The organism is Salmonella sp. 741265050_HSA (genome assembly GCF_046569445.1).
Lineage (GTDB): Bacteria > Pseudomonadota > Gammaproteobacteria > Enterobacterales > Enterobacteriaceae > Salmonella > Salmonella enterica.
This window is the reverse complement of sequence record NZ_JBKFSV010000006.1, coordinates 139,094-153,224: the sequence shown is the minus strand read 5'-3', so window position 1 is coordinate 153,224 and position 14,131 is coordinate 139,094. Positions and strand designations below refer to the sequence as shown.

The following is a 14,131-nucleotide window of genomic DNA, read 5'->3' as shown; positions in this document are numbered from 1 at the left end:
GTGATGGGGCAGCCTGAAACTAGCGGGAATTACGCCGGTTCAAAGGTACCTTTTACGCAGGCTTTCCCCTCATTGACCATGCGTTTGCCGCGCGCATACACCTGCTCAATGCGTAAATCTGCGCTAAAGACGAGCAGATCCGCATCGTTACCGGGACGGATTTCGCCTTTGTCGTCCAGACTGAGGAAGGCGGCTACGCTGGTCGTCAGCGGGCGCAGAGCATCGGTCAGGCTGAATCCGTAGTGGTTAACCAGCGTCTGCAACGTCTCCAGCAAACTTTCGAAGCCCGCGACGCCGATGCCCGTCAGATTTCCGGCAGCGTCAAATAGCGGCTGGCTGCCGTTACCGTCTGAACTGAGCGTCACCCGGGAAAGCGGGACGCCGGCTTTTACCGCTCTGGCAATGCCCTCCGCCGGCGCGACGGGATCCGGGATACTGGTGGTAATGTCGATTACGCCGCCTTTAAGCGCAAACGCCAGCGCCTGCTCGAAAAGCGATTCGCTACGGTTGACGTGGGTAGGCAACAGTTTACCGATCGGCACGTCGCTGTTTTCCAGGATGTCATATAGCGGCTGTAACCCTTTTTTGCTGCTGCCCATATGAAAAACGCTGACACCGGGTTTGCCGCCCAGCAGGCCGCCAACGCGTGATTCGGCGGCCATGCTGGCGAGTTGATTCCCGCCGGGCGCGGCGGAACGGTGGTCGGAGACTGCGCATTTCACGCCAATGACGCGGTCGATCAGCGCGACGTCTTTTTCTACCGAGCCTGTAATGGTCGGCGACGGAACGTGATAAGCGCCCGTGAGCATCCAGGCGGTGATCCCCTCCTCATTTAGCGCTCGCGTTTTGGCTAACAGCGACGCGGGATGACGGCTGACGGAGTCGGTGCCAAGCAGGCCGACGACCGTTGTTATCCCGGCTTCCGTCAGGCGGCTCAGGGAGACTTCCGGCGTCCGCGTCGTCGGCCCTGCTTCGCCGCCGCCGCCGATCAGATGAACGTGTTGGTCGATAAAGCCCGGGCACAGCATACGGCCGCTAAGATTAATTACCGCACAGTCCGGTACGATATCGCCGGGGATGTCAGCGCCGACGGCAATAATTTTGCCATTCGCGAGCAGAACATCGCAGATGCCCCGGTCTTCTGGCGCAAACAGGTGCGCACCCTGTAACAAGGTAAACTCCGCGGCGGATAAATCAGGCATGATAACTCCTTATTAAACAATAAGCTGCATGACCCAGATCGACAGCAGCGCATTGATGGCGCAGACTGCGATAATATGCGGGTAATATTTGGCGTTGACTTCGGCAGTACCGAGACAGCGGCCGACATTCTGTACCGGGTTTCCCATCAGGTAAATGGCTGGCAGTAGTACGGTAACATCGTGGCCGCTTAGCGCGCCGGCGGTAGCCAGACTGGCCGCCACGCCAACGGCGCCGCCCATACTCATCAGCGAAGCCAGAAGCACTGTAGCCGCTTCGCCGGGAAGCCCCCACAACGCCATCACGGGCTGGCAGATATGGCCTACCCAGTCGAGCAGACCGGTAATTTTCAGCGCCTGAATAATGACAAATGCCATGACCACATTGGGTAACAGGTTGGTCGTGGCGATGGTAAAACCGCGGCGTGCGCCATCGATAAACATATCCATGACATTCTTACGTACCTGAGTCGTCATGATTGGGCTCCTTGCGCAGGGTGACGGCGTTCTTCGATGTTAATCCAGACGCGCAAAAGGTTTGCGCCGATAAATTTGAATAGCAGAATGACCACCAGCGGAATGATGACTGACGTTCCCAGAAAGGCGAATACCGCAACGCCGGAGGAGAAATAGTTGGTGATAATAGCGCTGCCGCTGGTCTGCCAGGCGGCAAAAATCACTTTATCGCGTTCGGTGATTTCGCCTTCCTGCGCCAGCTCTTTGGTCATACCCGCCGCGGCGTCGGTATTTTGCAGGTTGGCGATCAGCGCCAGTGAGCAAATGCCGGGAATGCCAAGCAATGGTTTCAGGATGGGCGTCATCAATTGCTGTGCCGCCCGCAGACCGCCAAGCCCATCCGTAATCGCGATGATACCCAGAGAAAGGATAACCGACGGTGCCAGCTCCAGCGCAAAAAGGAAGCCATCTTTCGCGCCCGTTCCGCCCGCGCCGCGAAAGGTCTGCGTACCGGTCACATGACCGAATGACCCGTTGAGTACGGTAAAATCAAAAACGCGCCACCAGCCTTCGCTTCCGGAAAATACGCCGGAAAAGAAAATAATGGTGAGAAAAAACGCCAGGTATCCCTTTATCCCGACCTTTTCTGTATCAAGCGGCATGGCCGCCCCGTCCACTTGTTGCGCCATAGCGATCCCCGAATTTTTTTGATGATGTGTTGGTTGTAGCCACAGGCCAAAAAGCCCGAAACAGAAAGACCTTATCAGCCATAAGGGTAAGGACAAAATGCAAGTATGTATCGTGCTATGCGTTTCTTGCATAGCAGCGCGAAAAATCACCATCCTCGCTACTGCCGGAGGCGCGGGGAACCGTGGACGGTATAACGCGAGGTAAAAAAGCAAAGAAACAGGTGTTGACGCAGACCGGAGCCGGGAGCAGGAAAAAGAGGAAATAAATTTGACGTTAGTCAATTTCACGCCACTTAATTATCGTTGTTAAAAAATAGGGTTTTTTAACCTAAATTTTACTTTTTACTGTAATTTTTCACGCCTTAAGAGGAATTGTCACGATCAGGTCAGTAGCCGCTGATGGGTCAGTTTGCGCCCTAAGAATCCTACGGGCAGGTAATAAAAAACGAATCATCTAATTAATTTCATGATGTGATTTATTTATAATTGTGATGATTTGAAAGGGCGCGATAATCATCATAATGGGATATATACCCAAAATAATTCGAGTTGCTTAAAGGCGGCAAGGGAGTGAGTCCCCAGGAGCATAGATAACTATGTGACTGGGGTGAGCAACGGCCCGTCAGGGCGAGGCCCATGGATGGGCCGGGTAATCCGTAGCCAGCACAGAAGCCACTTGAAGTATGAAGGGTATATAAAATAATAGGCAGATTGATAGCACTAATAACCATAGAATAAGTATAGTTTTTAGTGGCATCTTTACCCTGAAATAACGTGTTGAGGATGTGCTATTAAAAAACAGATCCACATTGCGCCGCGAACAGCGTTAAAGATACAACCCGGTGCAGATAGCGCGGGTTTACTCTACCGCTTATTCACGTATCACAAACCGTTTTTGTTTTATCTGCTGCGCGGCGCTGATCAGCGCGGCAAAAAAGAGCGCCGCGGCGCCGCAAAGCGTGGCGTTGATAATTGCCGACGCGCCATTGCCTGACAGACTGGCGGCGAGCGGACCGAGAATTTGCCCAATACCATACGTTAGCGTCACCAGGCCTAACAAATTAATATTACCCGGCGCGCTGAGTTGTCGGGCAAGCGGCATCACCAGCGAGGTTGTGCCCATAAACGTGGCGCCAAAACCAATACTGCTCAGTATTAACAGCAACAACGAGTCGCTGGAGAGAGACAGCAGCACGCAGGCGCTCTGGATCAACAGATTCGCGGTCAGGCATGGCAGGACGCCCCAATGTTTTGCCGCCCACAGCCAGCCGAAGCAGCCGGGAATGATCGCCAGGCCGACCAACGACCAAAGGTGCGCCGTGAGTAGTGGAGAGCCCGCGCTTTTCGCCATCAGCGGCAAATAGGTAGCGACAATGATGTAGCCGAATCCGGCGAAACCGTACAACAGCGCCAGTTGCCACCAGGGCATAGGCTGATTTTCGATTCTTGCTAAGGGCGCAGGCGGCAGCGCATGAGCGCGGGGGGGAATCAACATTGCCACGATTAATAGCAATATACCGGCGAGCGCTCCGGCCCCCAGCCATAGCGAATGGGCCGAAAGCGCATAATGTAAACCGCCAATGACATATTCGTTACCCAGTGCAATCCCGGCCCCGACGCCGGAAAAGAGCGCGGCGATAACAAACGGATGGCGGGTATGATGCAACACAATCATTGATCCAAAAATCATCATTCCCGCGCTCGCGACGCCTGCCAGGAAGCGCACCAACATGACGACCGCGGGCTGAGTAAATATCGCCATAGACAGAATAAGAATACCGGTGGCGACCGCCGAAGCCAGCAGCATGGGGCGTAGACGAGAGGGGAGATGAAAAAGGCCAAAGGAAAACAGTAAGCTTCCCGCCAGGTACCCTGCATAATTAGCGCTGGCAATCCAGGAGAGCTGATTAAACGTTAGCTGCTTTTCCGCCAGCATTACCGGCAGCATTGGCGTATACAGAAAGCGGCCAACTCCCATCCCCAGCGTCAATACCATCATACCGAAAAGCGCCGTAAAAATGGGATGGCGAGGTGAAGCGCTCTGAGCATGAACCATGGTTTTTCTCTTTGCTAAAGTAAGGCAGGAATGCCGAATTGTTGTTGTAAATGATAATAAAAAGTAAAATTAATGTTTCAAATTTGCAAGAAAAGAAAGTGAAGCGCAGGCGAATAACGGATTGAGAAGAGGGGCATCGGTGGGAAATGGCATTAAATTAATGCCTCCCACGTGCGGGGTTTGGCAGTTAATCTGAACGAGAATTGCGCCTTCCCCTTCTTAGATACTGAGCAGTGCCGGTATTTGCGACAGTAAATATAACACCAGACCGATAGCGCCGCCGACCAGCGTGCCGTTCACGCGGATAAACTGCAAATCTTTACCGATATTAAGCTCAATCTGCTGCGACATATCGCGCGCATCCCAGCCTTTTACGGTATCGCTGATGTGGCGCGTCAGGAAGGCGGCGAATTCCGGCGCGACCCGGTGCGCGGCCTGTTCCAGATGACCGTTAAGCGAAGCGCGTAATGCGTCGTCGGCGATCAGCGTCTCGCCAAACCATTGTCCGGCATGAGCGATGCGCTGCTTCACCTTCGAGTCTTCGGCGTTGATATCTGTTTTTAACCACTGGCGCAGATCCGCCCAGATCTCGCCGAGATAACGGTTAAACGCCTCATCTTCCTTCAGGTAACTTTTAATGTTTTCTGCCCGGGCAGCCATTTCCGGATCATGTTTAAGTTTATCGATCAGCTTATACGTCGCACGATCGAAGGCATGACGAATCTGATGCGCGCGGTCGTGACTGATATCATCCAGCAGAGAATTCACCGCGTCGGAGACCAGTTTAGCGCTGTGTTCTCCCAGCCATTCGGTCGGCAGAATCTTCGCTTTTAACGGATGCTCGGTTTCCAGCCAGCGTATGATCTGTCTGGCGATAAATGTTCGGGAGCTGTCACGCTGTAACAGGGCGATAAGCTGGGCGATCAGCGTATCGAGTAACACCTGGTGACGATCGTTTTTGGTCATGCTTTCCAGCATCAGGGCGCTGGTGCCGGAAAGATCCACTTTATCAATCGCCTTATGCACCGCTCGCTTGAGCAGCCGCTGAATACGGGCGTCATCGGTTAGTTCCAGAAAGCCGCTCATAATTTGCAGCAGATGCTGCCCGACCCGGCTGGCGTTGTCCGGCTGGCTGAACCAGTTTCCGATAAGCAGCGCGGGTTCATGGCGGCGGATTAGCGCGATCAGCGACTGCGTATCAAGGAACTTCTCCTGCACAAATTGCCCAAGATTTTCGCCGATTCGGTCTTTGTTACGGGGAATAATCGCCGTATGTCGTGAAATAAACGGAATGGGAATGCGGCGAAACAGCGCCACCACGGCAAACCAGTCCGCCAGCGCACCAACCATCGCCGCTTCGGCAATAGCTTTTACGCCCAGCACCCAAAAACTGGGCGGCAGGAAAAGCGTGGTTACAAACGTCGCGGCGGCTATCAGCAACAGTGAGAGCGCCAGGCGTTTGGCGCGTTTGAGTTCGGCGATTTTATTCATAGGGTTAAGGATAGAGCCAGACGGCAAGAACGTGCAAAAAACATCAGATTATCCTGTGCCGGATAAGCCTCTATCCGGCAGAGTGTTTACTTCTCAGCGGCCAGTTCTGCCGCCTCATGCTGGCGCACGCGCTGTAATAATGTCGCCAGGGTGAAGACCACAATCACCCCGGCCACCGCTGCCAGCAGGTGAAATGGCAGTCTCCCGCCGTGAAACCACAGCCAGCGGCCAACTTCGACCGACACCGCCATCACCGTCAGAATCACCATGTTCAGCGAGGCTGAAACGGTCCCTTTTGGCAAGTTGTTGGAGAAAAGCGTGAAGCGAAACAGCGTCGGGAAAATCATTCCAATGCCGAACGCGTACAGGCTGGTGCCCAGCACAGACCAAAGCCAGACGTGCGGCAGAAGAAGATTACCGAGGAGCAATGTCGCCAGCCCGCTTAACTGAATTGGTACGGCGCGCCAGATAAAACGCGGTCGGGTCGGATCTTTCACCAGGCGCACAACGATCATATTGGCCACGATCACCGCGCCGAATACGGGCACCTGCGCCCAGGCGAATTGCGAAGTACTCATCCCGCCGGCATCGATCAGGATCACCGGCGACACCGCCACCCAGCTCATCATCGGGATGTAGCTCAACGACAGCGTCGCCGCCCCGGTGAGAAAAATCGGGTTGCGAAACACATTACGAAAATCGCGCAGTACGCTCACCGCGCTGAACGGCACCGCGCCGCGTTGCACCGTTTCTGGCATCGCCAGCAGCAGGCCGCACAACGCCAACAGTCCCATCACCGCAATAATACCGAACAGTACCTTCCAGTGAACGAAGTGCATCAGCGCCGCGCCGGAGAGCGGGCCGATAACCGGAGCGACCAGCACAATGGAGGTAATAATCGCCATCAGCTTAATGGCTTTGGTTTGACCGAAGGCCTCCTGTACCGTGACGTAGCCGACCGTTGCGATAAAGCAAATGCTGGTGCCCTGCACAAAACGGGCAACCAGAAACTGTGTCATTGAGGTCGTCAACAGCGTTGCCGCGCAGGCGAGAGTAAAAATTAATGCGCCTGCAATCAGCACTGGCCGGCGGCCAATCCTGTCGGATAGCGGCCCCAGAAGCCATTGCAACGCCATTCCGCCCGCCAGATAGAGACTGACCGAGGCCGGCGCAAGACTGACGTCAGCATTAAAATCGCGCACGACGTTAATGATGCCAGGCTGAATCAGATCCGTCGTCAGATAGGCGGCAAAATCGTACAAAATCAGCGCCATCGGGAAAAATAACGTTGTGGCGCGTTGGGAGAAAAACTGAATAATCCGTTGCATAAAAAATGCGCTCCATGTCGGAGAACCCTATGATGGGACAGCGAAACTCAATACCGTCGTCGTGACGTCAGGCAGGCGATGGAAACAGCGGCTGCGGATGTACTGAATTTCATGTAATCAAAAACGCTGCCGGTGAAAACACAGACAGGAAGAGACGCGTTCTGAATCTCGTCAGAACGTGTGGCGATTACAGATAACAATCAGCACATCACACCTCGGGAAATTTACGTTGCACGGAAAATATACACATTAAGTGTAATTAAATTTTGATGTTAATCAAAAGAGTTTGTCTGGTTAATAAAGATAAAGGCAGGGCGCGCAGGCTGGTATTTTGCGTGTTCAGTTCCGAAAATGCATGTGCATTACAGATAACAGGATTTATCTTTCGTCGCGCCTCGCAATGCTGAAAAGGTACGGATGAGAAAGGAATTTTCAGGAGGTAGAGTCGCAGCATCCTGGTTTGGGGTGACGGAGCACCATGAAAAAATCGACGACCTCAACACCGCATGATGCGGTGTTTAAAACCTTTTTGCGCCACCCGGAAACCGCCCGCGATTTTATGGAGATTCATCTGCCGGTGTCGTTACGCCAGCTTTGCGACCTGCGGACGCTAAAGCTGGAGCCCGGCAGTTTTATTGAAAAAAATCTGCGAGCCTATTATTCCGATGTGCTTTGGTCGCTGAAAACGCGCGAGGGCGACGGTTATATCTATGTCGTGATTGAACATCAGAGTACGCCGGATGCGCATATGGCGTTTCGGCTGATGCGGTATGCGATGGCGGCAATGCAACAGCATCTGGATGCGGGGCATAAGCATCTTCCGCTGGTGGTGCCGATGCTGTTTTATCACGGTGTTGATAGCCCGTATCCTTTTTCGCTGTGCTGGCTGGATGAGTTTGCGAACCCGGAAGTGGCAAGAAGACTCTATGCCGCTGCCTTTCCGCTGGTCGATATTACGGTGGTATCGGATGATGACATTATGCAGCACCGCCGCATTGCGCTGCTGGAGCTCATCCAAAAACATATCCGCCAGCGGGACCTGCTGGGACTGGTTGAACGGATTGCTTCGCTGTTAGTTACTGGTTGCGCTAATGACAGGCAGCTTAAAGCGCTGTTTAATTATCTTATGATTCAGCACGGACATACGCCTCGTTTCACCACGTTTATTCGTGATGTGGTAGGGCATGTCCCGCACACTAAGGAGAGACTGATGACGCTGATAGAGAGGATCCGTGCAGCGGATCGCAGAAAAGGGGAACGGCAAGGAAGACAGGTTGGTCTGGAGGAAGGGCTGGAAAAAGGGCTGGAAAAAGGTCAGCGCGTTGCCGCATTGCGTATCGCCAAACAGATGCTGGCGGACGGACTTGACCGCGAGACTGTCCAGCGGTTCACCGGCCTTACGGCTGAAGAGCTTCAGGATGTTAGCCACTAACGCGGTTCCAGTCTGAATGTTGCAGGCCCGGTGCCCGCCGGGCAACGCTCTCTATAATTATCGCTGATAACCTCACGAATATACCGAACTTTACCGATAGCGCCAGCCATCTCTACTACCCTTATTGTTCTGAGCGGCATTTCCGGCTGCCTTAATGACGATAACAAGGAGACATGTGATATGGCTTACCAGACAGTGAATCCTGCCAATAATCAGCTCATTAAAGAGTATCCCCCGCACACGGACGCGGATATTGAAGCCGCGCTGCAAAAAGCTGACGCGCTCTATCACTCCGACTGGTCCAGGGGAGAGATTGACCAACGTTTGCCGGTACTGCATAAGCTGGCTGACTTGATCGACAGCCGTGTTGAAGAACTGGCAAAAATCGCTAGCCAGGAGATGGGCAAGCTCATCGAGCAGAGCCGTGGCGAAGTCAAACTGTGTGCGCAGATCGCTCGCTATTATGCAGATAACGCGAAGCAGTTTCTTGCCCCGGTGCCTTATAAAACCGAGTTTGGCGACGCGTGGGTAGAACATCATCCGATTGGCGTCATCATGGTTGTTGAGCCGTGGAACTTCCCGTACTATCAGTTGATGCGTGTGCTGGCGCCGAACCTGGCCGCAGGTAACCCGGTGCTGGCGAAACATGCCAGCATCGTACCGCACTGCGCCGAGACGTTTGCTCATCTGGTGCGTGAAGCCGGCGCGCCGGAAGGCGCATGGACCAACCTGTTTATTTCCTCCGATCAGGTGGCGAATATCATCGCCGACCCGCGCGTGCAGGGCGCGGCGCTGACCGGATCTGAAAAAGCGGGGAGCGCCGTGGCGGCACAGGCGGCGAAGCACATTAAAAAATCGACGCTGGAACTGGGCGGGAACGATGTGTTCGTCGTGCTGGACGATGCCGATCTTGAGAAAGCGGTGAAAATTGGCGTGCAGGCACGGCTCACTAATGCGGGGCAGGTATGTACGGCGGCGAAGCGCTTTATCCTGCATGAGAAAATCGCCGATCAATTCCTCAGCCAGTTCACCGAGGCATTCAGGAAGGTGAAGGTGGGGGATCAGATGGACGCTTCTACCGAACTAGGGCCGCTGTCGTCGAAAGATGCTCTGGATACACTGACCAGACAGGTCGAGGAAGCGGTGAAAAATGGCGCGACGCTGCACGTTGGCGGCAAGCCGCTGGAAAGCAAAGGCAACTTCTTTGAGCCGACGATTCTGACCAATATTACGCGTGACAACCCGGCGTACTTTGAAGAGTTCTTCGGCCCGGTGGCGCAGATGTATGTGGTGAAAGACGATGACGAGGCGGTAAAACTCGCCAACGATTCCCACTACGGCCTGGGCGGCGCAGTGTTTAGTCAGGATATTGAGCGTGCTAAACGCATGGCCTCCCGGATTGAAACCGGGATGGTTTATATCAACTGGCTGACCGACACCGCAGCGGAGCTGCCGTTCGGCGGCGTTAAGCGTTCGGGCTTCGGACGCGAGCTATCGGATCTGGGGATTAAGGAGTTTGTGAACCAGAAGCTGGTAGTGGTGCGCCGCTAATCCCTGTTGCCCCTCTGAAAACGGGAGGGGCCTGGCTTTTTGCAGCGAAGGACGCGGATCTTAAATCAGAACGAAATAAGCGAACAAAACACCTTCAATCGCCCCCCTTATTTATCCACGTTGCACTAACCGTGCTTTTTATCCCGATATTGTTTGTACAGACATTCATGATGCCCGCATTTTCTGTTCTATGCGGAGGCCGGTATGGAATTTTACGAGAACCGCCCCAGACAACCATTCATTGGCTTTGTGCAGCTCAGACGGGCGCTAAAAAGGTGGTGGCTGCGTAAGCGGGCCTGTCAGGCGCTGCGGCGAATGAGTGACGAGCAGTTAAGGGATATTGGGTTGGAAAGGAAGGATGTGGAATAACAGATAAGAGCCAGTAAAACTGGAAAGGCTGGATAATCTTATCTTAACCTCTCCAGTAGGCGGATATCCTGGAACGCTAATTTTCCTGCCAGGCTTTCTCGATCAGCAGTTTGGCTTTATCCAGATCGTGTTCGTTACGCACAATCAATTCGACGTCGCCGGTTCCCCAGTGGCCAATGTTTGTGACGTCCCGGCTAAATCCTTCTTCAAGCTGGATATGCTGTGGATTAATTTTCAGCCACAGGCGTAGGTGTGGGTCGGTCACGGGATAAACAGCCACGCACAGAAAGTTACGAATGAGATGGAAGGCGTCATAGAGCTTAAGCTCTTTAAACTGAACCTCATCACTGAGTGAGAGCACATAGCTTTTTAGCTGTTCATATAATGAAAGCAGCGCGGGAGAGGCCGAAGAGAGCTGTTCGCGCTGCGTGCGGGTATGGCGTTTACCGCTGCTGACGGAACCGTTCGCGATGATGTACTGAGGGCTATTTTCGACCACGGCGTTAACCAGTTCCAGCATTAACAGGTCGTCGGCAAAAAGCTTATAGCGAATCAGGTTGATATTGCGGTTGATTTGCTGAACGGCATGTTCGTCGTATTTATTAAAATCGGCGGCAATACAGATTAACCGTGTGCCGGACCAGTCAATGGCTTTGGCCGCGGTTTTATTTATTTTCTCCATCACCAGCAACTGAAATTCCGCTTTATGATCGAGCAGCCAGTCGAGATAAAAGAGCCCCTGGTTAATGACGTTTTCATTGCTGTGGCGCTTATATTCAATAATCACCGGGCAGTTATTTTCGTCGAGGCCGAGGGAATCAATTCGCCCACGATGGGTTTTACCCGTGTGGTATTCGGTCTCGAGAAAGCGGACGCCAAGGAACGTTTCCATATGGGATTCGATCAGCATTTGCAGATCTTTTTCAATGGCTGCGGCTTTGCCCGGCAGTTCTTGTACTTTCCCGCCACCGAGGCGGAAAAGCTGGATATCGCTCATGGATCCCTCCTGTCTTTCATATTACCGGGTATGATACTGCACAGAGTAGAATCAGAAAGCATAAAATTGAGTCTGAGGATATGTTATTTGTGGTAATTTATTAATTTGAAAAGAGAAAATGGCAGGAGCGCCAGAATGAGTACGTTTGACACGACGAAAATTGCTTTAAAAGATATCCTGGGGCAGATTACTGATGGACGGGTACAGTTGCCTGATTTCCAGCGTGGTTGGGTTTGGGATGATGAGCATGTGCGGTCTTTGCTGGTCAGTATTGCCCGTTCTTTTCCCGTTGGTGCGGTTATGCTGCTGGAGACTGGGGGAGAAGTTCGTTTCCAGGTGCGTCCCGTTGAAAATGTAGAATTGCAGAAAACCGAGCCTGAGATGTTGATTCTGGATGGCCAGCAACGTTTAACATCCTTGACTCAAGTCCTGATGCTGGATACGCCCGTTAAGACTTTTAACGAGAAAGGAAAGCAGATAGACCGTTTTTATTATATTGATATTGAGGCCGCTCTGGACAATAGGCTTGATGAAGCTTTTATTTCTGTTGAAAAGTCTAAAAAAGTAACGATGAATTTTGGTCGTGATATAAAAACTTTTGTTAACTCATTTGGGGAAACGGTTGAAATGGATTTTTCTACCGTGCAAAAAGAGTGCGAAGCATTATTTTTCCCTTGTAACCAAATTATCAACTCTGATGCATGGGAAAGTCATTTATATAAGTGTTCACAAGAAAAGTTTTTCACTTATATGCAGTTCCGTGAAAAAATTCTGAATGCCTTTAGGAACTATTTGCTGCCTGTTATTAAATTGGGTAAATCAACTAGCAAAGAGGCCGTTTGCCTGGTGTTTGAAAAGGTTAATACCGGTGGTGTTCCACTATCCGTGTTTGAACTGGTGACCGCCAGTTTTGCGGCTGATGGGTTTAATCTTCGGGATGACTGGTTTGGCAGTAATTTGCGTCAAAAATTTGGCCGCCGAAATGTACTGAATAAAGAAGCTATCCTACAGGGCGTAGAGCCGACTGACTTTTTACAGGCTATCAGCATATTGAATACGCTAAAAAAACGGCGTGCCGATCTGGCCGAAGGGAAGACAGGGAAATCAGTTACTGCAGTAAGTGCTAAACGAGTTTCAGTCTTAGCGCTTTCTCTTGAAGATTATCATTGCTGGGCCGACGATGTGGAAAAAGGCTTCTTACTTGCCGCTAAATTTCTCCATCATGAATGTTTTATGCACTCATGGGATCTTCCTTATCGTACGCAGCTTGTGCCGCTGGCGGCAGTATTATCGCAATTACAAGGCAATTGGCTGGAGCCCAAAATTTATGACAAACTGGCGCGCTGGTTCTGGTGCGGTGTCCTGGGGGAACTGTACGGCGGCGCGGTAGAAACACGTATCGCAAACGATGTGGAAGAGTTACTAAACTGGATTGAGAGGGACGGTGAAGAACCGCGTACCATTTATGAAGCATCATTCCAGCCCGGGCGTTTATTGACGTTACGTTCCCGATTGAGCGCCGCGTATAAAGCGCTAAGCGTGTTGATCCTACGCAATGGTGCTCAAGACTTTTTCTGGAAGTCGACGATCCAAAAGTTAGATTATGGCGAGATTGCACTCGATATTCACCATATTTTCCCCAAGATATGGTGCGAGAATAATAGTATTAGTCCAGCAGTGTATAACTCTATCATTAATAAAACATCAATCTCCTATAAGGCCAACCGAATGATTGGTGGGAGATCTCCGGCTGAGTATCTGTCGCAGATCCAGACGCATCCGCAGGTCGGTCTGGAGGATGCCGAGATGGATGCGATCCTACGCAGCCACTTTATTGAGCCTTCGTTGTTACGGCAGGATAGTTTCGAGGCATTTTTTGCCGATCGAAAAAAACAATTGCTGAAATTGATCGAAGCGGCAATGGGGAAAAATATCAGTCAGGATGACGTTGCTGAATTAGAGACAGCAACAGACGAGATTGATGCCTGATACTGCAACCCAGGTACGAATTAAATCGCACCTGGGTTTCTTGCCTATTTAGAAGAAATCACGCGGATAAACGTTTGAACTTGCTTTTGTTTACGTACTGACAGCTTGCTTACTTGCCGTAAAGACTCAACCAGCTCAGGCTCTGGTGGTTTCACGGTCAGTACGATACAGCCTTCCATCACTTTGATATCGATTTTGGTGCCGGTGGCAAAACCGGCGGCTTCCAGCCACTGGCCTTTCATGATAATCGCCGGAATATGCTGGTGATCTTCAAAGCGGCTCGCATAACTGACGGTGCCTTTACGGTTATTTGCCGGGGAGACTTCTGGATTGGTGAATTCTGCAATAGAATGCGGGGTAGTCATGATGGCTATTCTCGTTAAATAGTGATTGTGATTAGCGAGGCGCTCGTGTTGCAGCACGGGCGTCTTGCGAAAAATACCTGGATATATCATCAGGGAATAGAAGGAAAGTCCAGCTGAAAATGAATGAAAATAACGGCGTGGATGCAGGGATGGATTATTTCTGGTGATGGGAATAAAGCGGCTATTTAGCCGCTTTATTGGTTTGTGAG

13 protein-coding genes are annotated in these 14,131 nt (G+C 51.9%); 4 read left to right on the top strand and 9 right to left on the bottom strand.

The genetic code is table 11. The features are described 5' to 3' along the window. Positions 1–29: 29 nt before the first annotated feature. The 6 genes from iadA to mdtM form a co-directional block, all read right to left on the bottom strand. A complete protein-coding gene (iadA, locus tag ACLD4F_RS13550; protein ID WP_079942468.1) occupies positions 30–1,202 on the bottom strand; it encodes a beta-aspartyl-peptidase in 1,173 nt (390 codons plus the stop codon). 12 nt (positions 1,203–1,214) lie between these two features. Next, complete coding sequence (locus ACLD4F_RS13545; RefSeq protein ID WP_000211979.1) at positions 1,215–1,676, bottom strand: YjiG family protein; 462 nt, start codon at positions 1,674–1,676, stop codon at positions 1,215–1,217. Next, positions 1,673–2,344, bottom strand: coding sequence for a nucleoside recognition domain-containing protein (locus ACLD4F_RS13540; protein ID WP_000068752.1), 672 nt, complete (start codon positions 2,342–2,344; stop codon positions 1,673–1,675). The genes ACLD4F_RS13545 and ACLD4F_RS13540 overlap by 4 nt, the downstream gene beginning before the upstream one ends. A gap of 871 nt (positions 2,345–3,215) precedes the next feature. Next, positions 3,216–4,400: an MFS transporter gene (locus ACLD4F_RS13535; RefSeq protein ID WP_076728050.1), complete on the bottom strand. Its 1,185-nt coding sequence runs from the start codon at positions 4,398–4,400 to the stop codon at positions 3,216–3,218. A 219-nt stretch (positions 4,401–4,619) separates the two neighbouring features. Continuing rightward, entirely contained in the window at positions 4,620–5,891 is a 1,272-nt protein-coding gene (locus ACLD4F_RS13530) for a DUF445 domain-containing protein (RefSeq protein ID WP_411010888.1), read from the bottom strand. A gap of 86 nt (positions 5,892–5,977) precedes the next feature. Beyond that, entirely contained in the window at positions 5,978–7,219 is a 1,242-nt protein-coding gene (mdtM, locus tag ACLD4F_RS13525) for a multidrug efflux MFS transporter MdtM (RefSeq protein WP_001188918.1), read from the bottom strand. Between the two features lie 478 nt (positions 7,220–7,697). Here mdtM and ACLD4F_RS13520 point away from each other — a divergent pair, with 478 nt between their 5' ends. Both ACLD4F_RS13520 and ACLD4F_RS13515 read left to right on the top strand, forming a co-directional pair. Then, positions 7,698–8,651, top strand: a complete 954-nt coding sequence (locus tag ACLD4F_RS13520) for an Rpn family recombination-promoting nuclease/putative transposase (protein ID WP_001523711.1) — start codon at positions 7,698–7,700, stop codon at positions 8,649–8,651. Between the two features lie 180 nt (positions 8,652–8,831). After that, the gene (locus ACLD4F_RS13515; RefSeq protein ID WP_079981626.1) at positions 8,832–10,202 is read left to right on the top strand and encodes an NAD-dependent succinate-semialdehyde dehydrogenase; all 1,371 of its coding nucleotides are present in this window, start codon (positions 8,832–8,834) and stop codon (positions 10,200–10,202) included. Between the two features lie 94 nt (positions 10,203–10,296). Here ACLD4F_RS13515 and ACLD4F_RS13510 read toward each other — a convergent pair whose 3' ends face one another. Further along, positions 10,297–10,440 (bottom strand): hypothetical protein, encoded by a 144-nt coding sequence (locus ACLD4F_RS13510; RefSeq protein ID WP_079944412.1) that lies wholly within the window; start codon positions 10,438–10,440, stop codon positions 10,297–10,299. On the opposite strand from ACLD4F_RS13510, the gene yjiS reads away from it, so the two are divergent. Next, entirely contained in the window at positions 10,407–10,571 is a 165-nt protein-coding gene (yjiS, locus tag ACLD4F_RS13505; protein ID WP_000397917.1) for a DUF1127 domain-containing protein YjiS, read from the top strand. The two genes, ACLD4F_RS13510 and yjiS, sit on opposite strands and share 34 nt — an antisense overlap. 76 nt (positions 10,572–10,647) lie before the next feature. Here yjiS and ACLD4F_RS13500 read toward each other — a convergent pair whose 3' ends face one another. Then, positions 10,648–11,568 (bottom strand): DUF5655 domain-containing protein, encoded by a 921-nt coding sequence (locus tag ACLD4F_RS13500; protein ID WP_080108417.1) that lies wholly within the window; start codon positions 11,566–11,568, stop codon positions 10,648–10,650. A gap of 135 nt (positions 11,569–11,703) precedes the next feature. Here ACLD4F_RS13500 and ACLD4F_RS13495 point away from each other — a divergent pair, with 135 nt between their 5' ends. Then, positions 11,704–13,557 carry a DUF262 domain-containing protein gene (locus ACLD4F_RS13495; RefSeq protein ID WP_080210131.1) on the top strand — a complete coding sequence of 618 codons (1,854 nt, stop codon included), beginning with the start codon at positions 11,704–11,706 and terminating at the stop codon, positions 13,555–13,557. A gap of 44 nt (positions 13,558–13,601) precedes the next feature. Here ACLD4F_RS13495 and symE read toward each other — a convergent pair whose 3' ends face one another. Then, positions 13,602–13,922: an endoribonuclease SymE gene (gene symE / locus ACLD4F_RS13490; RefSeq protein WP_080210130.1), complete on the bottom strand. Its 321-nt coding sequence runs from the start codon at positions 13,920–13,922 to the stop codon at positions 13,602–13,604. Positions 13,923–14,131: the final 209 nt, after the last annotated feature.